The sequence below is a fragment of the Pontibacter chinhatensis genome, assembly GCF_900113285.1.
Taxonomy (GTDB): Bacteria; Bacteroidota; Bacteroidia; order Cytophagales; family Hymenobacteraceae; genus Pontibacter; species Pontibacter chinhatensis.
The window spans coordinates 157752-184086 of the sequence record NZ_FOOT01000005.1 but is presented as its reverse complement, the minus strand read 5'-3'; the positions used below and the strand labels follow the sequence as shown (position 1 = coordinate 184086).

Genomic DNA, 26335 nt, shown 5'->3' with positions numbered 1-26335 from the left:
TCACTTTGGTTTGGCCTTATCCTTAGACGGAGCAGGCGCGGCGGGGGTTGACACTTTAGCCGATAAACTGGCTGCGTCAAAAGTATAATGGTAAGGCTTGCTCAGTTCTTCCGGCTGCACGCTGTAGCTGATGAACATGTGCTGGTAGTGTTTGCCTGCTGTACTACTTACATGGCGCTGCACCACATCCGGTTCCAGAGGCCTGTTCGCCTCCTTGGTTAGCTCCCCTTCCCCAAAGGCAATGGCTGCTATCAAGCCGCTGAGCAGGCCAGCCAAATGTCCCTCCCACGACACCCGCTCCTCACCGGGGAAAATCCCGTAAAACAAGCCACTGTACAGAAACAGCACCGCCAGCGATACCGCCATAGCGCCCCGGTTTTGCCGCAGAAAGCCGTTAAACAGCAGAAAGCCCGCCAAGCCATACACCACCCCACTCGCTCCGATATGGTAGGCCTGCCTGCCAATAACCCACGTAAGCAAGCCGCTGAGCAGGTATACCAGCACCACTACCTTTAGCGCCACACGGCGGTGCATGTAAAGTATAAACCCCGAGAGCAGCACCAGCGGAAAGGTATTAGAGAGCAGGTGCAGCAGGTCGCTGTGTATCAAAGGGCCCAGAAAGACCCCGATCAGTCCCAGGAAATTGCGCGGCATAATCCCCAGAAAGGCCAGGTTGACATTGGTAAGGTAGCTCAGAAAACTAACCAGCCACATAAGCGCCACAAACAGCAAACCCGGCAGAAAGCTGTAGCCAAAATGAGGAGGCTCACCCCCTGTTTGCGGTATATAATCTCTGGATGAAAAGAGGGCCATAAGTGAAGCTGTGTTTGGCTAAAGATAAACCAAATTGAACAAAAAGCGGGCTGGATGCCGTTACCTTATTCAACCAACCGAATCATACGCAATTGCCTGTTACACCGTAAAAGGTATACTATCAGGTATACTCCTGTCAAAGAGACACCAGTTTAAGGCAAGAAAGTACAAATTGGTGCGTTATAAAAGAAGTATCATGCAAAGCACTCACCATACGGCAAACCGATTAAGCAAGCTCTGGCTATGGATGCTCCCCCTACTGGCGGTGCTCCTGTATGCCTGCGAGGGCTCCGATGCCCAGCAAAGCAGCTACTCTGAGGATCAGGGACAGTTTTTCCCGGTGGAAAGGCCATCTGCCTACAACCGCCCTGCTTCCCTTATTGCCGCTCTCGAAGACACTTCCTCTTATTGGGTTGATTCGGTTTTCAATACGCTTACCCCCGAGGAGCGCATTGCGCAGCTCATTATTATAGAGGCATTCTCGAACCGGGGGCCAAAGTATGAGGCGGACGTGATGCGACTCATCAAAGAGTATAAAGTGGGCGGCATCATCTTTTTCCAGGGTGGTCCGGTGCGCCAGGCAAAACTTACCAATGCATACCAGGCAGCCTCCAAAGTGCCCTTGTGGATTTCGATGGATGCCGAGACGGGCGTGGGCATGCGGCTGGACTCCACTGTGGAGTACCCTTCGCAGCAGATGCTGGGTGCCCTTACCGACAATGAGCTGATTTACCGCATGGGCGTGGAGGTGGCGCAGGAGTTTAAGCGCCTGGGCATGCACATCAACTTCGCGCCGGTGGCCGACGTGAACAATAACCCCAACAACCCGGTAATCAGCTACCGCTCTTTTGGCGAGGACAAGTATGACGTGACCGCTAAAAGCATTGCCTATATGCAAGGCATGCAGGATGGCGGCATTATGGCGGTGGCCAAGCACTTCCCCGGCCACGGCGACACCGACGTGGACTCGCACTACGATTTACCGGTTATCCCCTTCGGCCGCGGGCGCCTGGATTCGTTGGAAATGTACCCCTTCCAGGAGCTGATCAAGCACGGCCTCGGCGGCATGATGGTGGCGCACATGCACATCCCGCAGCTCGACCCCACGCCCAACCTGCCCTCTACCCTTTCGGAGCCTATCGTTACCGGCCTGCTCAAGCAGCAGCTCAACTACAAGGGCCTGATTTTTACGGATGCGATGGTGATGAAGGGCGTCACCAAATTCTTTGAGCCCGGAGAGGCCGAAGCCCGCGCCCTGATGGCCGGCAACGATGTGCTGGAGCGTCTGAACAGTGTGCCCAAGGCTATCCGTGCCGTGGAGGAGGCTATCGAAAGAGGCGACCTGACGCAGGAAGAAATAGACAGGCGCTGCAAACGCGTGCTGGCGGCCAAGCAATGGCTGGGGCTGGACAAGTATAAACCGGTGGCGCTGGAGAACCTGTACGAAGACCTAAACCCACCCATGGCCGACCTGATAAACAAGCGCATCGCCGAAGGGGCGGTTACTTTGCTGAGCAACCGAAAAAAGATGCTCCCGCTGCAAGAGTCACAGAAGCAAACGGTTGCCACTTTGTCTATTGGAGCTACCCGGGTGACAGCCTTTCAGCGGCAGGTGAACCAGATAGCCACTGAAACCGATCACTTCTTCATCTCACGCAAAGCTAACGCCAAAGAGACTAAGAAACTCTGGAAACAACTGAAGAAGTATGACGTGGTGCTGGTAGCGCTTTACGGCCCCGGCTTACGCCCAACTAACAATGTGGCTTATTCCAAAGATGCCACCAAGCTGGTGCAGCAACTGGCCAAGTCGAACAAAGCGGTTATTACGCTCTTCAACAATGCCTATACCTTAAACCAGTTTCCGGATATTGAGGAGAGCCGGGCACTGCTGGTGGCCTACCAGGGCTACTTTCATGCGCAGGCCGCCGCCGCTGAGGTTATCTTCGGCAAGGTGCCTGCACGCGGTAAGCTGGCTGTAACGGTAAACAAGCACTTTGCCTTTGGCGACGGCATTTACCTGAACAAACCGTTTATGGCGAGCGCTGCGGCACAATAAGCATCCTGAACCGGCAAGTTTCGTACTATAGCATCAAATGAAAAATGCTAGAAACATGCTGATGAAAAAGGCCACCTATACTTTAAATATCACTTTTATACTTTGCCTGGCTGCCCTGTTGTGGAGCTGCGATGGCCGCCGTGAGGTAGCGAGTGAGGAAGGAGACGTGACCACAACGGAAGAACGCGATACGGCCACCGTGGTGCGCTCTGGAAAAACGGCAGAGCGGGAGCTGGAGGAGTTCAGGGGCTGGCTGAACAAGCAGGCAGATAAAGGCGATACGGCCATCCGCCGTGAGTGGCCGCAGGCAAAAGAGGAGCTTCGCCGCCGCAACGCCCAACTGGAAGAGAACTTCGACAGCCTCTCCGAGAAGTCTAAAGCCGAGTACAGAGACCTGCAGAGACGCTACCGCAGCTGGGAGGAGCGCCAGGATCGCCGTATGCAACAGCCCTTGCAGGCAGAAAAAGTAACCAGTTGGCAGAAGGACCTGCTGCGCGAGTACGCCAGCATCGACCAGCTGCAACCAGCGCAGCTCCGGGAGGCCTATTTAACCTTTATCGGCACCGTACGCACCAAAAAGAGCAACTGGACCCAGAACGACTGGGACTACGTGGACCATGTGTACAGCCAGCTGAATGACCGTCGCCGCCAGCTTGAAGGACAAATCAGCACATCTGATAACCTCAAAATCCGCACCCTGCAGGCAGAGTACCTGGCCCTGGAAGGCGCCGCCGACACCAAAGATATGTTTAGGGACGTAGAAGAGTAAAGTATAAACACATCCAAAGTATAAAAGCTAACCAGCAATTATGGTTAGCTTTTATACTTGCTGGCTGCTATACATCTCATACCCTTACTTTTTCTGTCGCCAGCATGCCCCTTAGGTATGGGGAACCTGTAGCGCCTATTGTCTCCCAAGGGAAGTATAAAACCTAACTTACAGTCTACTCACCCCAGAGGCAGGGCCAATTAATTCTATTCGCAACGTCCTCTAAACTATCTGTCATTCTGTTAATAAACTTGGTAGAAGGGGGGTAAGCCTGAACTACTAGCCACCAGGATCCTTTCAGGATAACAAAAGGAAAAGGATGAAACGCTCTTACACCAAGGAATCACATTACACACGTAGTGGTTCCCTTCCTCATAGCTGACTAAATAGCATTTCGTCTTAGCCAACAAAGCTCTCAGCAGTGGGTCATTCGCTACATAGGCTACAAAGTATAACCATTTCATATCATAAAGCACCCGCACACCCAACCCTATCAACGCAGCAGGCCAGGCGCCCGGAACTTCCGCTAAGGGAGGCTCCGAGGCCTGGCCTGCTCACACAAACAACTAACCTTCAAGTATAAATGCCAAAGTATAAACTTCAGCGGAGTTGCGCTACCTGACCTGCCGCTGTTTCGCCTGCCCCGCTTTACGGTAAGCCAAAAAGAACACCTGCGGCAACACCGTCAGCGACAAAATCATACATATAAGCAAGCCACCCACAATCATGATCGCCAGGGGTTTCTGGATCTCAGAGCCCATCCCCGTCGAGAGCGCGGCCGGAAGCAAGCCCATAGAGCCCATCAGGGCAATCATCACGATAGGCCGGATGCGGGTATACACGCCGTTGCTGATGGCCTCTTTCAGCGACATTCGCCTCATGTTCTCTTTCATCACGGCAATCAGAATGATACTGTTTATGGTGTTGACCCCGAACAGGATGATGAATCCAATTCCCGCCGAAATGCCAAAGATGGTTTGCGTTGCCCAAAGCGAGATAAAGCCCCCAATAAAGGCATAAGGGATAGTGCTAGCTGCAATGAGCGTGTCCTTGACGGTGCCGAAGTTAAAGTATAGCAGGAAGAGGATGAGCAGCAAAACCGCCGGAACAATCACGGCCAACTGCTTGCTTGCCCGCTCTTTGCTTTCAAACTCGCCCGCCCACACCATTTTGTTCACAGCCGGCAGCTGCACCTCACTGGCAACTTTTGCCTTCGCCTCCGCAATCGTGCTGCCCAAATCCCTTCCCTCGATGCTAAAGCCAACGGCAATGTAGCGGCTACTGCCCTCGCGGTAGATAAAGGCCGGGCCCGTCAGGTACTGTATCGTGGCTATCTCCTTCAGAGGAATCTTGCGGTTGTCTTTGGTCGGGATGAGGATGTTGCCGATTTTCTGGTCATCATCCCTATACTCTTTGGCAAAGCGCAGCCGCACATCAAACATGCGCTCATTCTCATAGAACTTGGTAGCCGCCCGGCCACCTATGGCCATCTCCACTACCGCCTGGGCATCGGAAATATCCACCCCGTAGCGGGCTAGCTTGTGGTCGTGCAGTTGCACCCGTAGCTCGGGCAGGCCGATGTTCCGGTAAATGTTCAGGTCTTCGATGCCTTTCACATCCCGCAGGCTATTGGCCACCTGCTCGGCATACCCTTCCAGCTCAAAGAGGTCGTCCCCAAATATTTTCACCACCAAAGAGCTCTTCACGCCTGCCACATACTCTTCCACGTTGTCCTGGATGGGCTGGCTGAAACCCAATACAATGCCCGGGTAGGCCTGCAGCGCCTGCCTCATCTCATCAATCAGTGCGTCCTTATTTATCTTCCGGCTCCACTCCTTTTCTGGGTACAGCTGGATGTGGAACTCGATGTTGAAGAAGCCTGTCGGGTCGGTGCCGTCGTTGGGTCGCCCTACCTGGTTGAGCACAAACTTCACCTCTTCAAACTCCCGGAGCTTGGCCTTCATCTCCCTGGCCAGCCGCTGCGATTCCTCAATATTCACACTGTTGGGCAGCGTGGCCCTTACGTAGAGGGCTCCCTCGTTCAGCTTGGGTATAAACTCAGAGCCGTAGAACAGAAAGCTTGCCGTGCAGACGGCCAGGATACCCACAAAGCCAGCCACAACGGCCTTTTTACGCCTGAAGCTCCACAGAAACAGGTTGAACAGGTTATTGCGGAAGAAGCGGGAGATGAAGTTCTCCTTCTCCTTGATGTCTCTTTTCAGCATCACTTTGCACAGGGCAGGTACGTAGGTGATGCTCAGCAGCAGCGACCCAAGCAGAGCGTACCCCAGCGTAAAGGCCAGCGGAGAGAACATCTTCCCTTCTACTTTCTGGAAAGAGAAGATAGGAAGCAGGGCCACGATGAGGATAATCTGGGCGAACACGATGTAGGTAGCCACACTGCCCGCGCTCTTCTTTATCAGCCCTGATTTACTCATTCGGTTAAACCGCTCCATCCCGAGCTGGTGCGCCCGCCTTTCCATCGCCACAAAAACCGTCTCCACAATCACCAGCGTACCTTCCAGCAACAGGCCAAAGTCAATGGCGCCCAAGGAAATCAGGTTGGCCGGCAGGCCCTGGATGCGCAGCATCACAATGGCAAACAAAAAGGAAAGCGGGATAACGGAGGCGACGATAACGGTAGTGCGCCAGTTGAACAGAAAGATAAAGACGATGACAGATACGAGGAAGATTCCCTCCACCAGGTTCTTGCTCACGGTGCTCACTGTGGCATCCACCAGGTCGGTGCGGTCGATAAAGGGTTCTATCTGTACATCCTTCGGTAGGATGCGGTCGTTCAGGTCGGCAATTCTATCCTTTAGCCGCGCGATAACGTCGCCCGGGTTTTCTCCGCGAAGCATGATGACGATGCCCTGCACCAAATCATCCTCGTCCTGCAGGCCCACCACGCCTAAGCGCGGCTTGGCAGATACTTCCACCTCAGCCACGTGCTTTACCAGGATGGGGTTGGTTCCCCTTACCTCTATCAGAATGTTTTCGATATCGGCAATGCTCTCCAACAAGCCTACGCCGCGCACGACATAGGCCTGGCTTCCGCGCTCTATCACGTCGCCCCCCACGTTGATGTTGCTCTTCGACACTGCCTCGTATACTTCCAGGGGAGACAGGTCGTAGTTGGCCAGCTTGGTAGGGTTAATCCGGATTTCGTAGATTTTTTCCTCGCCTCCAAAGCTCACCACATCGGCCACGCCGGGCACTGCGACTAGCTCCCGCTCAATCACCCAGTCGTGGATAGCGGTGAGCTCTTTAATGGGCCTTTTGCTCTTGAGCACATACCGGAAAATCTCACCGGTGGCCCCGTAAGGCGGCTCAATGCCTGCATCCGCACCGTCCGGCAAGTCCACGCCCTGCAAGCGGTTGGCGGCATACTGCTGCGCGTAGAAATCTTCCACCCCATCCTCAAAAATCACCGTCACCACCGACAGGCCAAAAAGCGAGATGGAGCGCACCTCCGACTTCTTGGGGATGGTGTTCATCTCCTTCATGAGGGGCAGTGTGATGAATTTCTCCACCTCCTCGGCGCTTCTGCCCGGCCACTGGGTAATGATACGGGCGCGGGTGTTGGTTACATCCGGGAACGCCTCGATGGGTGTGTTGATGTAGCTGATAACCCCTGCCACTAATAACAATCCCGTCAGAAAGAACACGATGATGGAGTTCTTCAGCGAGAAGGCGACAATGCCTTGTATAAACTTTTGCATGCGTCCTAATCCTGTAAGTTCTTAAGCTGCTCGTAAACCAGAAGCTGATTTTTTGAAACAAGTGTCTCGTCTTCCTTTAGCCCGGCGGCGAGAAAGGTGGTGCCGTTGCTACTGGTCAGGACCTCCACTTTCCGGATTTCCAGTTCGCAATCCGAGCGGTGCACAATCACGAAGTCCTGGTTGTTGTCGAACACCAGCGCCCTGGTCGGGATGCTCAGGGCCTCGATGTCTCGCTCTTTCAAGGCCATCACATCTACCAGCATTCCCGGCTTAAACTTCAAGTCTGTGTTGGGCAGCACAATCCTCGCCTTCAGCACCCTGGCCTCATTATCGTATACTTGCGAGACAGCCGCCACCTTTCCTTTAAAGGTTTCATCCGGATAAGAGAGGGATTTAATATCAACCGACATGCCCTCCTGCACATACTGCACGTTGGAGGCATGGATATTGGCCATCACCCATACTTCGCTCAGGTCAGAAATCGTGAAGAGGGGCTCTCCCTCTGCCGAAATCTGCGTCCCGGCTGCGATGGATTTGGAGGTGATAATGCCGGAGGTAGGGGCCTTTATCTGGAACACGCCTTTCTCGGGGCTAGCGCTGTACAGGGTCAGGTTGGCGTTTACCCGCTGCAGTTGGGACTTAAGTATGTCCAGCTCACTTTGCGCCTCCAGCAGGTCGCGCTGCGACGAAACGCCGTCCTCATACATAGACTTAGTGGATTGCAGCCTGCTCTCGGCCACCTGTAGCTGCAGCTCCAGGTTTTTCTTTTCGGCCTGCAGGCTGCTCAGTTCGGAGCTGCGCAGCTCGGCCAGCACCTGCCCTTTCGCCACTTTGTCCCCCAGCGAGAAGTAGGTGTTGGAGATAACGCCCCCCACCAGGCTCACGAACTGCACTACCTTGTCCGGGTTGGTCTCCACGGCTCCGGTAAGCGGGATGCCTTCGGTTACCTGCTTGCTGACAGGTTGCTCAAACGCCAGTTTCTGCCGGAAAGAGTCTTCCAAGCAAAACGTCTCCACGCGCTCCGATTGTGACACCTCCGGATTATTGCTGCCACACCCACTGAACACCAGTGCGGCTAAACATGACCAAGCAGCATGTTGTGTTATTTTCATCTTTCTTATCCGTTAGTAATTGATGATATCCTGGCCTATAGCGAAGTTCAGCTCCTCGGCTTTGTCGTTGAGCTCCTTGCCCGCCTCCAGTATGATTTTCTTGTTTTCCAGGTAAGCCTCCATGAAGTCGAGGTACTCGAGCAGGCTGATGTTTCTGCCCGTCAGGTTGCGGGTATAGCTGCTGAGCAACTCATCGAGCGAGCGCTCATAATCCGGCTCAATCTGGCTGTAGAAGTGCAAGGCGTTGCGCAGGTTCTGGTAGGCCAATACCGTTTCGCTTTCTATACTTTGGTCTTTGTGCTGGAAGAGTAACTTCGCTTGTTCTCTGCCGATTTTGGCAGCCTTGATATTGCCCTGGTTGCGGTTAAAGAACGGCAGGTCCATGGCCACGCCGAAGCCAACAAAGTTATACATGAAGTTGCCGCCCCTGTCGTAGCCGCCGCTCAGCGTCAGGTCAGGCACCCGCTGGGCGCGCTCGTAAGTATAAAGCTTGTCGAAGTAGGTCTGCTCCAACTCAGCCAGTTTGTAATCCGGCCTGGCCTCTTTGGCCTGCGACACCAGGTGCTCGAGTGCCAGCGCCTGCAGCTGCTGGGTATCCCGGGTATACCCGTCGTCGGTAAGCTCCAGGTGCGTATGGGCGGGCAGTCGCATGAGCAGCTTCAGCTCCTTTTGCGCCTCGTTCAGGTCTTCGTTCAGCGCACTGATGTTTTTGGCGAGCTCGAGCTCCAGCGCCTTCAGGCGGATGTACTCTCCCCGGGGGATGCTACCCTGCGCTACCTGCCGTTTGTAGGCCTGAGTGAGCTGCTGTACAGATTTGAGCTGCCCATGATACGTATCCCGGACGCCCTGCAGGTACTGCAGGTTGGTCAGCTGGCCACGAAATTCCATTTTCAGGTGGCGCAGCAGGTCCTCGAAATACTGGCGTGATTTATCCACGCTTACCTGCTCCAGGGCCATCAGCTTTTTGCGCTTGCCCGCCGTGAGCACCAGCTGCTCAATGCTGAGGCTGATTTGCTGGTTTCTGCCGAAGCTGCCCCCGTTAAACCCTTGCAGCTCCTCCCCGAAAACACGCAACTGCCTGTCGGTTGCCCACAGGTTAACCTCATCCACGGAGAGGCTGGGGTTGGGCCACAGCTTTGCCTGCAACAGCACGGCCTCTGCTTGCGAAATCTGCAAGCTCTCGGCCATCAAGAGTAAGTTTTCTTTTAGAAAGCGGGTCTCGCTCTGCTCACGGCTGAGCCGTAGCGTATCCTGTGCCCTGGCCGGGAAAGAAAGTAAGAGAAGAAGAAAGTATAACGTGCCGAACTTAATGATATCCATTTTACCTCGCTGCTTTTAACTGCAGGCAAAGGTCCGGGCAGCGAGATTAAAAAAGCCTTAAGGCGGATAAAAATTACCTTAAGGGGAAGGTCAGTTCAAACACATTGAATTGGTTGTCGGCGTGCGCGTACTCGATGGTGCCGTGGTGGAGGTTGATGATTCTCTTGACCAGCACCAGGCCCAGTCCAAAACCGCCCTTGCCGCGGCTGTTCTCCCCCCGGAAGAAATGATTGAACAGGTACTTTTGCTCCTCCTGGCTCACGGCCTTGCCTGAGTTGCTAAACTGCACCTTTAGCTGACTGGGGCTGGAGCAGTCGATGCTGATTTTTGCCGAGCCGTTATCCGCATAGCTAATGCAGTTGGCCAGAATATTCTGAAATGCTTGCCGCAGGAGCATCCTGTTCGCTCTTATCTCCAGCCTGGTCTCATCAATGTTCTCCGGGAAAAAGTTGAGCTCAAAGGTAAAGGTGGGGTGAATGAGGTTGAAGCCTTCCACTAAATCAAAAATCAGCTCATCTACCCGGACGGCCTGCGTAAAAACCTCCTGCCCAGCCTCCAGCTTGGAGATTTCGAGCAACGTGTTGATGATGTCGCCCAGCGATTTGCCGTTTGTGATTTGCTCCTCCAGTTGCCGGTTCAGGTCGCCGGGGAGCTGGTTTTGCCCAATCCGCTCCAGCTCAGATACCAGAATTGCAATGGGTGTCTTTAGCTCGTGGGAGATGTGGTGGATGGTATGTTTCTGGAAATCAAACGACTCGTTGGTGCGCTTCAGCAGCTGGTGGAACTTCTCGTTCAGGTAATTGAGCTCGTAGGTGTTGGTGTGCAGCGCGGTGTAGTCAGGGTTATCGCCCACCTTAAAACGGCCCAGCTTCTGCGCAAGCCTGATGATAGGCTCCGAAATACGCTTGGATAGGAACAGCGAGATAAACACCACCAGGGCAGAGATGGAGATAAAGATAAAAATCAGGGTATTGCGCAGGAAGGTGAGCTTGGTATAACCAAACTTGTCGTACGCCTTGCTGATGGCATAGAAGTGGGTGTTCGCCCTTTCCTCGTAGACACCAATAATCTCGTAGCCGTTTTCCTTTAGTTCCAGCTCCCGCATGGCAGGAGACAGTTGGGTAAGTATAGCGTTTCTGTTGGCGATGGGCAGGTCGTCCACGCTTTCATAAATCAGGTCCTTGTGCCGGTCAAAAATCAGCACCTTCTCGTCGTAGAAGTCGTGGATGGTGAGCCGGTCCATCATCTCGGTGAGGTTCTCGCTCATCTCCTTATACTTGGCCAGCAGCTCAATCGTCAGCTTGATTTTCTCCCGCTGCCTTTGCCGGAACTCCTGCTCCCGGTGCTCTGCGAAAAGCAAGTAAATAACGGTAAGCGAAATGGCTGTCAGGGTGATGACAGTGCTAGAGAAGTATAAAAGTATTCTGTTCTGTAGCTTCATTCAAACGCAATAAAGTACCCGAACCCTACTTTTGTCTTGATGCTTTCCTTTCCAAAGGGCTTGTCCACCTTGTTGCGCAGAAAGTTTACGTACACCTCCACCGTGTTCGTGTTCACATCCAGGGCGCTTCCCCAAATCTCGCTGATAAGGTCTTTTTTAGAAACGACTTCCCCGGCATGCTCGCAAAGCCTTTTTAGAATCTGGTACTCCCGCGGCGTCAGGGCTATCTCCTTGCCCTGCCTCGTCACCTTTTTCTGTGCGGTATGGATGCTGATATCACCGGCAACGATTATGTCGTTTACGCCAGAAGCTGTCTGCTGCTGGTTTGCCCGCTTCAGCAGGGCCTTGACGCGCATCACCAGCTCCCGCATAAAAAAGGGCTTGGTCAGGTAGTCGTCCGCGCCGCACTCAAACCCCTTTACCTTGTCTTCCAGCTCGGAGAAAGCCGTTAGCATCAGTACCGGGGTGGTGGTGTTGAGGATTCTGTAGTCCTTGCACAGATCGTAGCCTGTCTTGCCAGGCAGGTTAATGTCCATCACAATGCAGTCGTACGCCTCTCTGCGCAGCAGTTTCTCTGCCAGCAAACCGTCAAAAACGCCTTCTGCCTGAAATCCTTCATGCTTCAGGGCTTTGATGATGTTGCTGTTCAGGGTAGGGTCGTCTTCTACTATCAGTATCCTCATGGGGGCAAAGGTAAGCATTTTGGCCGTGCCGGTTTTTGGGACCTTGCCAGTACCGCATTTATACTTTATCACTCAAGTATACTATAACACTCAAGTTACGATTACTAATTTGATGTGAAGGTGTAAACCCACCCCCTTAGAGCTACGCTCGAGAGCTCATGGGGTGGGTTTATCGGAACTTAAGTTTTATACTTACTCTTGCGCGCTGAAGGAACTTCGCAGTCTTCTTACCCCCTCCTGCTCAGCTTGGCCCACTGCTGCGCGATGATGGTTTTAGCATCCGGTGTCTCGAGAGCGTCCAGCTCTTCCGGCGTCAGGTGCAGGATTTCGATGAATTCGTGCTCATGGGCGTTGCCGCCGCCTGCGCCGTTCTGCTTCGTCACCTCGGCATAGTATAGCATCACCCGCTCGGTAGTGCCGCCCGGCGAGGAATAGAACGTGTACAGGTGCTGCAGCCTATCGACGTGGTAGCCGGTTTCCTCCTCAATTTCGCGGGTTATACTTTCCTCGGGCTGCTCGCCTTTGTCTACCATGCCAGCCACTACCTCCACCAGCTCCGACTCCGAACCCACCCGGAATTGTCTGGTCAGGATGTACTGCTGCTTCTCGGTATCAAACACCAAGGCGGCCACGGCATCGCCACGGTCAAACTGCTCGCGGGTGAAGGTGTGCCCCTGCTGCTCTACGGTTAGTTTATAAATCTTAAAGTAGCCATCATAGGCCTTTTCTCTGCTCTTGATATCCATAAGGGTGAATGTTTGGCAAGTATAAAATTAGCAAATCTGACCTATAGGCCAGTTATACTTTGTGTAAGTATAAACTATACTTCGTTGTTTTTAGTCTCAGCCTTCTGCGTGCGCTCCGTCAGCCACGACTCCGACAGCGGCGTTTCGCTCTCGTAGCCCCTGGCCCTGTTTTTCCCAATGCCTCCCTCACCGGGAAGTATGGCATTTACCAGCGCCAGTATATCCGTGGTGAGGCCCGGCGAGAGCCTGTGCAGCAACTCACCGATTGTAGCAAAGGCAGTAGTAGTCACGGTAGCATCTCCGTGGCGCAGGGCGTTCAGCATCTGGCGGGCAGATTGCTCTGCGGAAATAGAGGTAATCGGGCTCGAGTCCATGATCTTGAACAGCGTATACTCCTCCTTGTGGTGCCCTTTGATATAGGCATGGCGTGGGCTGCCTGTTTGCATCAGCCCCGGGGTAGCGGTGGTAACCAGGATGTTATACTTTTTCAGCTCGGCCCGCAGCCCCTCCGACAAACCTACCAGGGCAAACTTGCTGGCGCTGTAGGGCACCAGGTGCGGCACACTTATCCTGCCGCCAATGGAGGCGATGTTGAGGATGCGGCCGCCGCCCCGGGCCTTCATGGCGGGCAGCACAGCCAGGGTCGTGTAAATCGGTCCCCAATAATGTATGTTGATGGCCTCCTCAAATTCCTGCACCGTCATCTCTGCCACCGGACCGGCATGGATGATACCGGCATTGTTGATCAGCACGTCAATCGGGCTGAACTCGTTCTGCACATTGGTAATCATGTCGTTTACCTGCTGCTCGTCGGTTACGTCGCATTTCTGCACCAGCACCTCGGCACCGTTCCCGGCCAGCTCCATGCGTGCATTTTCCAGCTCGGTTTCGTCGCGGGCGCAGAGCACCAGCCTGGCTCCTTCCTTTGCCAGTTGCCGCGCCATCACCAGCCCAAGCCCACGGCTGCCGCCCGTTATCAGCACAGTCTTGCCGTTAAAGTCATAGGCGGTAAGGCTCCGGATTACGGCGCGTCCCACAGCCAGCGCACTGACGCCCGCGGCCAGCCAGAAGAGGTTATTTCCGTCTTTTGTTTTCATAGCGGTAGAAGTATAAAATAAGGGCAGGTGCCTTTGTGCACCTGCCCTTACCTCTACGTCGGTAGAATTAGCGGGGTTAAGTATAAACTGGCTAGGGTTTCTTGGAGAAGATCTTGTTTTTAAAAACCGGGGTATACTGCAGCTTGATGGCCAGCACACCATACTCATCCTTGCGGGAGCCGTTGGTAAGGGTGGCAGGAATGTTATCGAGCAAATCGGTGCTGGTGATGCGGTACCCCAGCTCGCCAGCCAGGCTAAACTCGTCGTTGATGTAGAACCGGATACCCCCGCCCACCGGCACAACTGCCGCAAAAGCCGGGTACTTCTGCTGCGGATCATAGGTCACCTGCGAGTCGTTGAGCTTGCGGTCGGCGGGGAAGGAAGTGGCGTTATAGTATAAACCGCCCAAGCCTACCCGTATGTAGGGCACCATAAAGCGCTTACGCTTAGCCCGGTAATTACCGGAGCCCGCATAACTGTCGAGCAGGTTAACCACCGCAGACGCCGCCACCTCTATCACCTCCGACTCGAAGGCAATATTGAGCGGTGCATCTGTATTTTTCTCCACTGCCCCAAGCTTTACATAGTCTATCGTACCGCTCACCCCGAAGTATGGCGAAAACTTATACAGCCCCCCCACGCTTACATTCGGGCCAAAGTCGTTGCAGTCCCAGCTGCCGCAAATGTCGCTGCGCACGGCCGTTACCCCGCCTCCGAGCAGAATTACCCAACCCCGCTCCAGCACATTGGTTTCCTTGCTTCCGCGCTTATAGCGGTATTGCTGCGCCAGTGCATCCCAGGGGTTTAGTAAGAGAAGAAGTAAAAGTGTAAGCAGATAGTATCGCTTCCTGTTCATATCATCAGACAGGTTAAACATCTTTTTTGAGTAGGCAGGCAATCCCTTCAGGTGCCTTAATTGTCCTCTTCTCTACGTTTTATCGGGCAGAAGGATGGCAGTTTCCTGATAAATATATGGAAATATCAGAATAATTAAAGTATAAAATATTGATAAACGGAGCACCCCATCCCGGATGGTACCTGGGCGCCTACCTGGCTAACTATTGCGCACGCGCCGGCAGCCGGTGCAAGTGATTATCCATCAGCTCCAGAAAGTCTATCACCAGGGCCGCTGCATCCGGGTAAAAGTTTGGGTTGATGTTCTCGTAATCGTCGGAAGGCTTGTGGTAGTGCGGGTGGTCCTCTACCCCAAAGTATACGTAGGGGATGCCCCGCTCATGAAACCGGAAATGGTCCGACTGGCCGGTCCAGTCGTCGCGGCCCTGTGCAGGGTTGTCGTGGCCTAAAAGCAGGCGTGCGTGCTTGCGGGGCTTCACTTTCTGCAAGTATGGCTTCAGCTGCGGGTAATGGTAAGCGCCGCTGGCATATAGTTCGCCTTTGTTGTTAATGCTGAGCATGTCCATGTTCACGTTGAGCAGGATATTGGCCAGAGGCACCGGTGGGTTGTCCAGAAAGGCTTTGGCGCCTTGCAGACCCAATTCCTCGCCATCCAGGGCGGCAAAGATGATGGTGTGCTTGGGAGGATGCTTCGTGAAATGCGCCGCTGCGGCCAGCAAGGCACCTACCCCGGAGGCATTGTCGTCAGCCCCGTTGTAGATATCCCCGTTGCGCTGCCCCACATGGTCGTAATGAGCGGTTACCACAATCACTTTATCTGACTTTCCGGGAATGTAGCCAATCAGGTTAGTAGCCTGCTCCACCTGCGCCCTTCTGGAGTCTATTCGGAAATGCTGCTTGTAAGTATCGCCAAACGGCTTCAGTCCTAGGTCCTGAAAACGCTTCAGGAGGTATTCCTGCGCCATGAGGTTTCCTTCGGTGCCGCTTAAGCGCCCCTGCATGGAGTCGGCGGCCAGCACCTTTACATCCCGCAGCAACGTGGCGGCATCGGGTTTACTTTTCTGCGCCAGCCCCAAAACAGGAGTAGCAAGTATAAAAGCGAATGTGAGTAGTTTCTTCATAAGTATAAAAACCGAAGGTAAGCGTTGCGCGCGGTTATGGCAAGTTTGGGATGAGCATAGTCTGCTTATACTTTATATGCCTACAGTTAGCCTTTCCTTAGCTTTAGAGAAATGCTGCCATACCCGGTCCAACCACCCCTGGCCCCTCCTTGTCTAAGGCTGGGAGTCTGTGATTACTGTTTCTTAAGTATAAGTTGCATAGCTGCTGTTATCGTGCGGACAGGTCGCGACCTGTCCCTACAAGTATAAACCCACCCCTGCCCCTCCCAAGAGGGGAATTTATACATTCCACATTCACTGTCATCTCGAGCAGCGCGAGAGATCTATCGGAATTCTATTTAGATCTCTCCCAAAGGTCGAGATGACAAATAAGGTAGAAATCTAAATGATTCCCAGTTTTTCTGGGAGGCGCCTATGCGAGTTTTTCCGGTGCCGCAGGCAGCCCGAGGCACGAGGGCAGGAAAAGCTCCCAGCGCCGAGCGGGAAAACGAGGCCTCCCGGCCTGGGAGGGCATTAAAGTATAGATGCAACTTTAGGCAAGTGGGGATGGAGGATGAACGGTGGTTTGGAAGTATAGCTTGGTTCAAGTGGAAAGAAGCAGCGGCTATGAAAGCATAAAGTATAAGCCGGAAAGTATAAAGTATAAATAAAACAGCCTCTGCTACACCGGAAAACCGGCACAGCAGAGGCTGCTACCTTTGGCAATGACTTATATCTTACAGCGACCTCACCCACTCAATCCAGTTGCGCTGGCGGTGCGGTTGATTGCTGTTAGTATCTTGATGTGAATTGGAGGAATGGGTTTCCTGGGCTGTAACGGTACTGCGGCTTCCTATAATCTCACCCGGATTTACCCAACCGGAGTGGCGCATGTAAAATTTGATGGCACTTGCTTCTACAAACAGTTCTTCCGTTTTTAAATCGTTGTAGGTCATCTTCTTCGTTGGTTGAAAATTGGATATTTGCTTCAGTACTCCAACAGAAGGTGCTAAAAAATCGTGCCACTACGATTGCATTCCCTTAAAAGTTACAAACCCATCATAAAATTTTAAATAAACTTCCGGAAACACAAAGACCAGGCGGCAAACCTGGTCTTTATACTATCCTTTTATCTTGATGAAGGCGGGCAGCTCGAAGGGTCCGACTGAGGTTTGAATCGTGGGCTTTATCTGCAGGGTTATCTTAGGCCGGTCGGCGCTGTCCTTGTTCAGGAGCGTGGCCAGGCGGAGCAGGTTGTTCAGGTCTGGCTGGTTGCCGCCATCGGTGGCAAAAGTTAACGGCGAGCTGATGGTGATGGTGTTCAGCCCGTTTTTGAGTTCTACCGGCTCGCTTACCAAACCATTCAGCGTATGCTTGTCGTCCACCAGCAGTTGCCATTTCAGTTGCGTTACCGTCATGGTGCGCTCCTGGCTCCCCTCAGGTAGCTCCACGTTCAACCCTATAGTGGATACAGCGGTCAGCGCGTTTTGGGAGAAGGCCGTGTAAAGCGTGGCGGCATCGTTGAAGGAGAAATCCTGCGGACGCTTCTTCTTAAGCAAATCAACGCCGTTCACCTCCATCTGATCTATACTTTGCAAATCATATTTTGCCTCCTTGAAGGCCTCTACGTCATTCTTTGTTTTACACGCAAAGCCAACAACCAACAGCATCAGCAAGAGCGCGTAGTTACTTATCTTCTTCATTCTCATTCCTAAAATTACCTTTTCATTACTTTCCCGGAGCCCGACATATCCGAGGAAACGCTTGGGTTGCCGGCGTAGTATACCTGGCCGCTGCCGCTCACGTCGGCCTTCATCTCTTCTTCGGCCGTTACCTCTGCCCTGCCCGAGCCGGAAATATCCACCTGCACTGTGCGGCTGTTCAGGTCATAGGCGTTATACTTGCCGGAGCCCGAGATAGAGATGTCCTGCACGTCGGCTACGCCTGCCGCATGAATTGTGCCAGAGCCGCTGATACGGGCGCTCACTTTCTCGGCTGCCAAACGCAGCAGCACCTTACCAGAACCCGACACACCCGCATTAAATTCCCGACTCTCGAACACATCCTGCAACTCCACCGCACCGGAACCACTTACCCGCGCAGTGTGCAGCTCCGGCACCGTGATGTATACTTCCACGGTTTCATGGTTGCCCAGGCATTGCTTAAAACCTATTTCCCAAGTGCCGTCGCCGTTTATGTCGGTTTTAAGCTCGTTCAGGATGTTCGCCTGCCCCTTTACCTCCACCTGCTGCCGCTCTCCCCTGGAGATGTATACTTTAGTGCCGCCGCTCACGTCAACACCGCTGAGGCGCGCGAGTTCTAGGGTGCGGCTTTCCACATCGCCCTCGCCCCGGAGGCAGTTCAGGTTACAGGAAGTGAACGCACCCACCAGCATGAGCAGGGAAAGGGACAGCGGCAGTTTCAGGATTTTCATAGTTTATAGATTTTATACTTTTTGCTGCAATATATTAATTTTCAAAGTATAAAAAAGGCCACGACGCTTCCCTGCGATGTGGCCTTACCTGCGGCTTTTGTGCTATACTTTATGCCAGGTGCCCTACCCGCTGTCCTTGCTTGTTCACCAGTTCGCCCCTTTCGGTAATGAAAACGGTTCTCAGGTACTCGCTCTCAAAATAATATGGGTAGCGCGCATCTCCGGTTTTCACCAGCTTCCCGATTACCCGGGGGCCATCTTTGGTCAGGTGCACCAGCTGGAGGCGCGTGGTGAGGTAAAACTGCTCGCGGGGCGCTTGGCTAAACACCACCTTGGAGAGCACCATGCGGCTGCTGAGCGAAGCCGACTGAGCGGCGGGCTGCTGCTGGGCCACACGCGGCTGGCGTGGCGCTGGCTCTATAGCCCGGCTATCGGGTTTGGGATTGCTGGCGCTGGCCAGCAGTTGCTCGTCAGCGCTGCGCCATCCTTTGCTGATGGCGGCCAGGCGGTAACTACGGCCCGGGTGCGAACGCGAGGTTTCCTCTTCCGAAAGCAGGTTGATGGCGGCCTGTGCCTCGGCCAAACTGGCTCCCATCTTCCGCAGCACAAAACCCGAGAACTCATCAGCCTCCAGTTCATCGGCGGGGTTACTGCCGCTGCGGCTCAGGGTATGGCCATTCAGGTGGTGGCCTATCTCATGGGCCAGTATACTTACGCCGGCCCAGTCGGTGTGCACGGCATTATTGATGGCATCCAGAAAGCGTTCACTGTAAAGGATGTAACGCTTGCCGTTGTAGATGACAGCGGCGGCATTGTCTATATCGGCGGCACGCAGCTCGAAGCGGGGCTTCAGGCCCACCACGTTGATTATCTCCTGCACAATATCGCGGGTATCGGATTGCACAGCCACAGCGGCAGGAGGCACTGCTGCGGCTGCAGCCTCTTGCACCAGCACCGGGGCAAGTACAAGGCTAAGTACTACAGCTATTTTTTTGAAGTATGGCATGGTAAAATCTTTAGTATGAAGCGGCTATACCTGAGAACGCAGGTTCCGGCACGGCTAGTATAATAGCAAGTATGCTGCCAAAAATGCAGTATCCATGCACTTTTGTACCATTCGCTGGCAGCTCCCTCTTTTATCATTTTTCCGGATCGCTTATTTTCGCTTTTCTAACCTTTAGCCATGCTTCTACTTCTTGTGCTGCTTTACCTGCTCTTCAACGTGGGGGTAGGATTCTGGGCCTCCAGGCGCGTTAAAAACACCACGGACTTTCTGCTGGCGGGTAGGCAGCTGCCCTTCTACATGTCCACCGCGGTGGTGTTTGCCACCTGGTTCGGCTCCGAAACTATGTTGGGGGCCTCCTCTGAATTCGCGCAGCACGGGCTGCTGGGGGTGATTGAAGACCCGTTTGGCGCCGCGCTCTGCCTGGTGCTGGTGGGGTTGTTCTTTGCCAAACGGCTTTACCGCATGAACCTGCTCACCATGGGCGACTACTACCGGGTGCGTTACAACCGCCTGACCGAGCAAATCGCCGGCTTTTTCATGATCATCTCCTATTTCGGGTGGATCGCAGCGCAAATGGTGGCCCTGGGCATCGTCATGAACCAGGTGTTCGGCATCTCCACAGCCACAGGTATTGTGCTGGGAAGCACGCTGGTGGTGGGCTATACTTTTATGGGCGGCATGTGGTCGGTGTCGGTCACGGATTTTGTGCAGACGGTGATGATCATCGGTGGGCTGATTTTTATTTCGTGGGAGTTGATGCAGGAAGTGCCGCTGCAGCAGGTCACTGCCGCGCTGCCCGAAGGCTTTTTCCGGTTTGTGCCGCAGGAGCGCGACAGCATCAGCTGGCTCAACTACTTTGCCCTTTGGATCACGATTGGGCTGGGCTCCATTCCGCAGCAGGATGTGTTTCAGCGGGTGATGTCGGCGCGGTCGGAGCGCGTGGCGGTGGCCTCCTCTATAGCAGCCGGCTTTTTATACCTGACAGTAGCCTTTATGCCCCTTGTGCTAGCGCTTTACGCCAAAGAGCTACACCCGAACCTGCTCCAGGAAGATACCCAACTGCTGGTACCCGGCCTTGTGATGGGTTCCTCCTCGCTGGCGGTGCAGGTACTGTTTTTCGGGGCCCTGCTGTCGGCTATCATCAGCACGGCCAGCGGCGCTATACTTGCCCCGGCCGCCGTGCTAAGCGAAAACATGCTGCGGCCTCTCCTCCCCAACATCAACGACAAGGGATTGCTGCTGCTCTCCCGGCTGAGCGTGTTGCTGGTGGCAGCCGTGTCGCTGGGCATGGCGCTGATGCGCAGCAATATCCATGAACTGGTGAGCGAATCTTCGGCTTTGAGTTTGGTGAGCTTGTTTGTGCCGCTGGTGGCGGGCATGTTCTGGCGCAAAACCACCTCTGCTGCGGCCATTTTCTCTATGCTGGCCGGAATGGGCGTATGGCTGCTGGCTTTATACCTGGACACTGCCGTCAATCCCATGCTCTACGGGCTGGCCGGAAGTATAGGCGGGCTCTTTTTAGGCCAACTCCTCCCCAAAAACCGTGTGCCAAAACAGGACAAAGTACGAGAACAAGTTGCCCGCTGAAACCTGGTCGCTATTTTTACAGATTCCGTACTAATCAAACCACCAATCCGTACACCCAATCAATATAAAACGCCTCCGGAGCAAGTTCCCCGGAGGCGTTTTATGTGTCGCTTAGTTTATAGGGAAGGCAATGCCTACCTGAATGGCAATCTGCTCCAGCGGCGTTTTATACTTTAGTTGTGCGTTGAGGTCCAGCGTTTCGGTGATGGGATAAACTAAACCGGCTCCGAGGTTAATTCCTGCCTTGTTTAATCAGCTAGTAGAAGTGCCTAATATCTTTTTGCACATGCAATAAAAAATGCGGCTCCCGCTGGTGCAGGAGCCGCCTTAAAGCATTAAATCAATAAAGATTACAGGCTGAACAGGTAAGCCAGGGAAACGCCGATCACTCTATTAGAGGATTTAAAAGCACCATCCGGGCGACCATCTTTATACTTGGTGTCGTCTGAGAAACCGTAGCCATAGCGCACATCCAGGTTAAGGGAGCCCGGGCCTACCCTATATGCGGCACCTATACCAATGCTTGCACCTAAATCAAGTCTGTTCTCCTTGTAATCATCCTCGTCATAGTTTTTTGTGAACTCATAATCATCCTCAATTTTCCTCCCCATGAATTCTGCTTTCACTTTGCCGCTCATCCAGTATCCCAGATAAGGGCCTGCTGTAACAAACCCCTGAAAGTCTTCAGAACCAAATGACAGCTTAGCTAATACAGGGATTTCAAGGTAATTTTTCTTGTGTTCAATTTTCAAAGACATGTCATAATCAGATTCTTCTGCCTTTAGTCCTTTCTGAGAGTAAAGCAGTTCAGGCTGTATGGAGAACATTTCATTGATACCAAAGTTGGCAACCACGCCAAACTGAGCTCCGGTTATTGATTTTGCATGATCGTTCATGTCTTTGCGATCTTCCTTTTCGTCCCCGCCGACGGCTCTCATGGTAGCAAAATTAACCCCTACCCGAGGGCCGATGGTAATTGACTGTGCCATAGAAGTGTAGCCTAAGGCAACCACAAACAGCAGGGTAAGTAAAAATTTGTTTTTCATAAATAGGTTTTAAAATGATTGGATGTGGCAAATATCCAAAATCTTTATCATATATATGCTTTGTACTATATCATTATTTTCGACCTGTTTTACAGAACCCGGTTGTTTTAAACACTAAAAAGCCCCCGCTATACTTTAGCAGGGGCTTTTATATAAATTCATACTTCCCAAACTTTGTCAAACCTTGCATTTCCAGCTGCGCTAGTTATACATGACAAGTCTTTCATTAACTCTTCCTCTCTATACCTATATAAGCGGCGCCATATTCTATAATCAGACTTATCCCTAGGCAAATCTTGTTATCTACTTACAATAAAACAGCTGCAACTAAATAAAAATCAATTATTTGTTAACCCAATTCTATATCCCGTATTTAAAGAAATATTAATGCTTGCGCCAGCTCGGTCTGGCTGAGCCCCACCCAAAGACAGTCTTCTGCTAAGAAAGCAGCCTGTTGCATGAGTTCTAATATAGTATAATTGTCACCCTCCTCCTTCAATGTTCCCTCGCTATCTCCAGCCGAAAGGGATTAACATACTGGTAGCTACTTGTAGGTTGTCACTTTATTACTGTATCATGAAAACATACTTACTCTCCATCACAATTCTTATCCTTTCGCTGCAGCCTCTACTTGCCCAGGTAACAAAGCCGGTGTTGGATTGCACCAGGGAGCCTAATCCCGTTACAATTTCGCAGCAAAAGCTGCTGCGTCAGGCATCAGACACAACACGGGCCAATAAGGTGGCTGTATATTATGTCCTGCCCAGGGATGCTTCTTATAGCCAGGAGGAGTATGACGCTATCAGAAAAGCCACAAGAGAGATACAGGCCTGGTTTCAGATAAACACTGGCGGAGTAACCTATACCTTCAGCTTCCCGGACACCGTGGTGGTGTACGAGGCTTTGGAAAACACTGCTTACTACGCAGATGATTGGTGGAGCATGCTACTTCCCGAAATGGAGCAGCAAGGTCTACCTATCTGGCAGGACGGTACGGTTGCAAGCCTTTGGATTAAGACAGGTCAGCCTTACGGCATCGGTTTGGGGGCGCAATGGTGCGACGGCTATTGTGGGGTAGCCATGGCTGGGGTTGAGAACTTCCCCGAATTTAACAACACTGGCGTATGCTCAGGCGGCACCGGCGTAAATGCCTGGCCCTGCGTGCCCCACGGAACGATGGCCCACGAACTAGGCCACGCCTTCGGATTATCGCACCCGGCTGAGGTGGAAGAGACAGCAGAGGTAGCTGACCACAGCGTGATGCAAACACACTGGAACTACCCATACTATGCACCGGAACACCAGCAACCCTGGGGGCTGCTCACAACAGAACGAACTCACCTCTGGGAAAATCCATTCCTCTATAAAGGCATTAAACTGAAGCAGATTTATACAGCGGATGTGGTGAACCTTCCTGTTACCGGGCCAACCCCAGAGGCCAGGTTTAAAGCTGTGAGCACACCCCACAAGGTAAAACTGATAAACAAGACTAAGGATGCGAAGCTGTACTATTGGGCCTTCGGGGACGGCATGGTTAGCAACGAGAAATCGCCGGAGTACGCGTACCGTAAACCAGGAACCTATACTGTTGAGTTAAGGGCTTCCAGCAGCTCCGGCATGACTGATGTAAGCCGGCAGACTGTAACTGTAACCGGTAAACACCCGCACTTCGATCGCCCCATCCACGTAGGGCCAATCATCGTTTTTCCTAACCCCAGCACCGATGGTTTCTTTGAGATAAAGCTACCCCCCGAAATCTTTCCTATTACCATCACGCTCATGAACTCAAATGGAACGATTCTCTCGAAACAGGTTTACAAAAACAATCAGGATTTAAGCAGAATTGACCTGAGCAAGCAAATACGTGGGCTATACTTTATCAAGGTTGATGTGCTCGGATTTTCACAGACATTGAAGGTTATCAGAAACTAGTCATCTTTCTCTAAAGAAAAAGCCCCTGCTATACTTTAGCAGGGGCTTTTTTATACTTTATACTTTACCAGGCTTATTTAAAGCGGCCTTTCAGCTGCGCCAGTTTCGCCTGGAAGTCGTTCATCGGCTCTTCCTCGCGCTTGCTGCCGCCTTTGCCACGGCCTCCGCCCGCTGGCTTCGGAGCAGCCGGGTCGCCTTTCATGCTGAGGGAAATACGCTTGCGGTTTTCGTCTACCTCCAGCACGGTTACCTCTACCTTCTGCCCTACCTTCACCACCTCGTGCGGGTTGCTCACAAAGCGGTCCGAGAGGTGGCTCACGTGTACCAGGCCGTCCTGATGCACCCCGATGTCCACGAAGGCACCAAAGGCCGCTACGTTGGTCACGATGCCCGGAAGCTTCATGCCTGCCCGCAGGTCTTTGATTTCGTTCACGCCCTCTGTAAAGCTGAAGGCCTCGAATGTCTGGCGCGGGTCACGGCCCGGCTTGGCTAGTTCGCTCAGGATGTCCTGCAGGGTAGGCAGACCAACCGTGTCGGTAACGTAGTTTTTGAGGTTAATCTTTTTGCGCAGTTCTTCGCTCTTCATCAGGTCCTGCACCGTAACGCCCAGGTCTTTGGCCATCTGCTCTACAATCGGGTAGCTTTCCGGGTGCACGGCAGAGGCATCCAGTGGGTTCTTCGCGTCGCGGATTCTTAAGAAGCCTGCCGCCTGCTCAAAGGCTTTGTCGCCCAAGCGAGGCACTTTCTTCAGCTCCGTGCGCGTACGGAACGGGCCGTTCTGGTTTCTATACTCTACAATGTTCTGCGCCAGGGCCGGGCCAAGGCCCGAAACATAGGTCAGCAGCTGCTTGCTGGCGGTGTTCACCTCCACGCCCACGGCGTTCACGCAGCTCATCACCACGTCGTCCAGCGAGTGCTTCAGGGCGGATTGGTCCACGTCGTGCTGGTACTGGCCTACGCCGATGCTTTTCGGGTCGATTTTAACCAGTTCTGCCAGCGGGTCCATCAAACGGCGGCCAATGGAAACGGCACCGCGCACGGTCACGTCCTGGTCGGGGAACTCCTCGCGGGCAACTTCGGAGGCAGAGTAGATAGAGGCACCGCTCTCGTTCACCATCACCACCAGCACCGAAGCCGGCAGTTTCAGGCTCTTCACAAAGGCTTCGGTTTCGCGGCTGGCAGTACCGTTGCCAATGGCAATGGCCTCTACCTCAAAACGGGTCACCATGTAGCGCACGGCCTGAGCAGCCTCCTGCTCCTTGTGCTGGCCGGTATGCGGGTAAATCGTTTCGTTATGCAGCAGCTTGCCCTGCTTGTCCAGCACCACCGACTTTACACCGGTCCTAAAACCAGGGTCCAGGGCCAGTACTGTTTTCTGGCCAAGCGGCGAAGAGAGCAGCAACTGGCGCAGGTTATCGGCAAACACGCGGATGGCTTCTTCATCGGCACGCTTTTTAGAACTCAGGCGTACCTCGGTTTCCATACTCAGCTTCAGCAGGCGCTTGTAGCAATCCTTGGCTGCCAGCTTCACCTGCTCGGAAGCGGCGTTATTACCCTTCACGAACATGTTTTCGAGTTTGGCCAAAGCGGCTTCCTCGTCAGGCTGGGCAGTCAGCATCAGCACCATTTCGGTTTCGCCGCGGCGCATGGCCAGGATGCGGTGCGAGGGGGCTTTCTCAATCGGCTCCTCCCATTCAAAGTAATCCTTGAACTTCTGGCCATCCTCTTCCTTGCCCATCATCACGCGGCTCTTGAACACGCCCTGCTTCTCGAAGAGCTGGCGCATGGCGGCACGTGCCTCGGCGTTCTCGTTCATCCACTCGGCCATGATGTCGCGGGCGCCGGCAAGGGCCTCGTTCACATCCTTCACCTCTTTCTCCTCGGAGATAAAGCTGGCGGCCTCGGCTTCCAAATCAAAGTTCTCCTGGGCAAACAGGCGCTCTGCCAGCGGTTCCAGGCCCTTTTCGCGGGCGATGGTGGCGCGGGTGCGGCGCTTTGGCTTGTAGGGCAGGTAAATATCCTCCAGGGCGGCCATGGTCTCGGCGGCCATAATCTGGGCCTCCAGCTCCGGTGTCAGCTTCTCCTGGTCGCGGATGGATTTGAGGATACTTTCGCGGCGCTTGTCCAGCTCGCGCAGCTGCTCCAGCCTGTCGCGGATGGCGGCAATCTGCACCTCGTCCAGGGAACCGGTGGCCTCTTTTCGGTAACGCGAGATAAACGGCACCGTGGCGCCTTCGTCGAGCAAGCCGGCCGTGGCCTCTACCTGCTTAATGGTAACAGACAGCTCGGTGGCTATCTTTAAAAGATGTTCTAAATTCGGTTCCATATAATGCTATAAGCCAATTTCTGGTGTTGCGCTGTGGTGCTGTGGCAGAAAAAGTATAAATAAGTAAAAAAACTCCTCCCTTCCTGCTTCCAAAGCCTTTGTCCGCGCTATCAAAGTATAAACAAGGACTTAAGAAACGCCAAAATTAAACCTTATTGCCTAACCAGAAAACTTTATCTGCTGAAATGGCGGGGGCAGAAAGTATAAAATTAAACGGTTTTGCTGGTGGTGTGCAGGCGGCTACCGTCGGGTTTTCCGCGTCCCCTCCCTATATTTTTGCTACCTTTGCA

General features: G+C 53.3%; 20 protein-coding genes. 4 read left to right on the top strand and 16 right to left on the bottom strand.

From position 1 onward, the window contains the following. Positions 1–813, bottom strand: coding sequence for a rhomboid family intramembrane serine protease (locus BM040_RS15200; RefSeq protein WP_092103317.1), 813 nt, complete (start codon positions 811–813; stop codon positions 1–3). Between the two features lie 196 nt (positions 814–1009). On the opposite strand from BM040_RS15200, the gene BM040_RS15195 reads away from it, so the two are divergent. Both BM040_RS15195 and BM040_RS15190 read left to right on the top strand, forming a co-directional pair. Further along, the gene (locus BM040_RS15195) at positions 1010–2869 is read left to right on the top strand and encodes a glycoside hydrolase family 3 protein (RefSeq protein ID WP_092103315.1); all 1860 of its coding nucleotides are present in this window, start codon (positions 1010–1012) and stop codon (positions 2867–2869) included. A gap of 37 nt (positions 2870–2906) precedes the next feature. After that, positions 2907–3638 (top strand): hypothetical protein, encoded by a 732-nt coding sequence (locus BM040_RS15190; protein ID WP_245756236.1) that lies wholly within the window; start codon positions 2907–2909, stop codon positions 3636–3638. Positions 3639–4252: 614 nt separating this feature from the next. On the opposite strand, the gene BM040_RS15185 is transcribed toward BM040_RS15190, so the two are convergent. The 13 genes from BM040_RS15185 to BM040_RS15120 form a co-directional block, all read right to left on the bottom strand. Continuing rightward, positions 4253–7360 carry an efflux RND transporter permease subunit gene (locus BM040_RS15185; RefSeq protein ID WP_092103313.1) on the bottom strand — a complete coding sequence of 1036 codons (3108 nt, stop codon included), beginning with the start codon at positions 7358–7360 and terminating at the stop codon, positions 4253–4255. A gap of 5 nt (positions 7361–7365) precedes the next feature. Further along, positions 7366–8472 (bottom strand): efflux RND transporter periplasmic adaptor subunit, encoded by a 1107-nt coding sequence (locus tag BM040_RS15180; RefSeq protein ID WP_092103311.1) that lies wholly within the window; start codon positions 8470–8472, stop codon positions 7366–7368. A gap of 12 nt (positions 8473–8484) precedes the next feature. Beyond that, positions 8485–9792, bottom strand: coding sequence for a TolC family protein (locus tag BM040_RS15175; protein ID WP_092103309.1), 1308 nt, complete (start codon positions 9790–9792; stop codon positions 8485–8487). A 73-nt stretch (positions 9793–9865) separates the two neighbouring features. Then, positions 9866–11233 carry a sensor histidine kinase gene (locus BM040_RS15170; protein ID WP_092103307.1) on the bottom strand — a complete coding sequence of 456 codons (1368 nt, stop codon included), beginning with the start codon at positions 11231–11233 and terminating at the stop codon, positions 9866–9868. Then, positions 11230–11916 carry a response regulator transcription factor gene (locus tag BM040_RS15165; RefSeq protein ID WP_092103789.1) on the bottom strand — a complete coding sequence of 229 codons (687 nt, stop codon included), beginning with the start codon at positions 11914–11916 and terminating at the stop codon, positions 11230–11232. Before BM040_RS15165 ends, BM040_RS15170 begins: the two co-directional genes overlap by 4 nt. Positions 11917–12143: 227 nt before the next feature. Beyond that, positions 12144–12662 carry an NUDIX domain-containing protein gene (locus BM040_RS15160; RefSeq protein WP_092103305.1) on the bottom strand — a complete coding sequence of 173 codons (519 nt, stop codon included), beginning with the start codon at positions 12660–12662 and terminating at the stop codon, positions 12144–12146. Between the two features lie 74 nt (positions 12663–12736). Further along, entirely contained in the window at positions 12737–13759 is a 1023-nt protein-coding gene (locus BM040_RS15155; RefSeq protein WP_092103303.1) for an SDR family NAD(P)-dependent oxidoreductase, read from the bottom strand. A gap of 91 nt (positions 13760–13850) precedes the next feature. Next, positions 13851–14615 carry an outer membrane beta-barrel protein gene (locus BM040_RS15150; RefSeq protein WP_092103301.1) on the bottom strand — a complete coding sequence of 255 codons (765 nt, stop codon included), beginning with the start codon at positions 14613–14615 and terminating at the stop codon, positions 13851–13853. A gap of 202 nt (positions 14616–14817) precedes the next feature. Further along, on the bottom strand, positions 14818–15735 hold the full coding sequence (locus tag BM040_RS15145; protein ID WP_092103299.1) for a M28 family peptidase: 918 nt from the start codon (positions 15733–15735) through the stop codon (positions 14818–14820). Positions 15736–16451: 716 nt separating this feature from the next. Further along, positions 16452–16670 (bottom strand): hypothetical protein, encoded by a 219-nt coding sequence (locus BM040_RS15135; protein WP_092103295.1) that lies wholly within the window; start codon positions 16668–16670, stop codon positions 16452–16454. Between the two features lie 165 nt (positions 16671–16835). Continuing rightward, entirely contained in the window at positions 16836–17417 is a 582-nt protein-coding gene (locus BM040_RS15130) for a hypothetical protein (protein WP_245756235.1), read from the bottom strand. 14 nt (positions 17418–17431) lie between these two features. Continuing rightward, positions 17432–18148: a head GIN domain-containing protein gene (locus BM040_RS15125; RefSeq protein WP_092103291.1), complete on the bottom strand. Its 717-nt coding sequence runs from the start codon at positions 18146–18148 to the stop codon at positions 17432–17434. A gap of 109 nt (positions 18149–18257) precedes the next feature. After that, complete coding sequence (locus tag BM040_RS15120) at positions 18258–19154, bottom strand: M48 family metalloprotease (RefSeq protein ID WP_092103289.1); 897 nt, start codon at positions 19152–19154, stop codon at positions 18258–18260. A gap of 177 nt (positions 19155–19331) precedes the next feature. Here BM040_RS15120 and BM040_RS15115 point away from each other — a divergent pair, with 177 nt between their 5' ends. Beyond that, entirely contained in the window at positions 19332–20741 is a 1410-nt protein-coding gene (locus tag BM040_RS15115; protein WP_092103287.1) for a high affinity choline transporter 1, read from the top strand. A 350-nt stretch (positions 20742–21091) separates the two neighbouring features. On the opposite strand, the gene BM040_RS15110 is transcribed toward BM040_RS15115, so the two are convergent. Continuing rightward, on the bottom strand, positions 21092–21787 hold the full coding sequence (locus tag BM040_RS15110; RefSeq protein ID WP_092103285.1) for a porin family protein: 696 nt from the start codon (positions 21785–21787) through the stop codon (positions 21092–21094). 576 nt (positions 21788–22363) lie between these two features. Between BM040_RS15110 and BM040_RS15105 the strand changes: the two genes are divergently transcribed. Continuing rightward, on the top strand, positions 22364–23719 hold the full coding sequence (locus tag BM040_RS15105) for a PKD domain-containing protein (RefSeq protein ID WP_092103283.1): 1356 nt from the start codon (positions 22364–22366) through the stop codon (positions 23717–23719). A gap of 73 nt (positions 23720–23792) precedes the next feature. Here the strand turns inward: BM040_RS15105 and BM040_RS15100 are convergent, their stop codons facing one another. Further along, positions 23793–26045, bottom strand: coding sequence for a Tex family protein (locus BM040_RS15100; protein WP_092103281.1), 2253 nt, complete (start codon positions 26043–26045; stop codon positions 23793–23795). Positions 26046–26335: the final 290 nt, after the last annotated feature.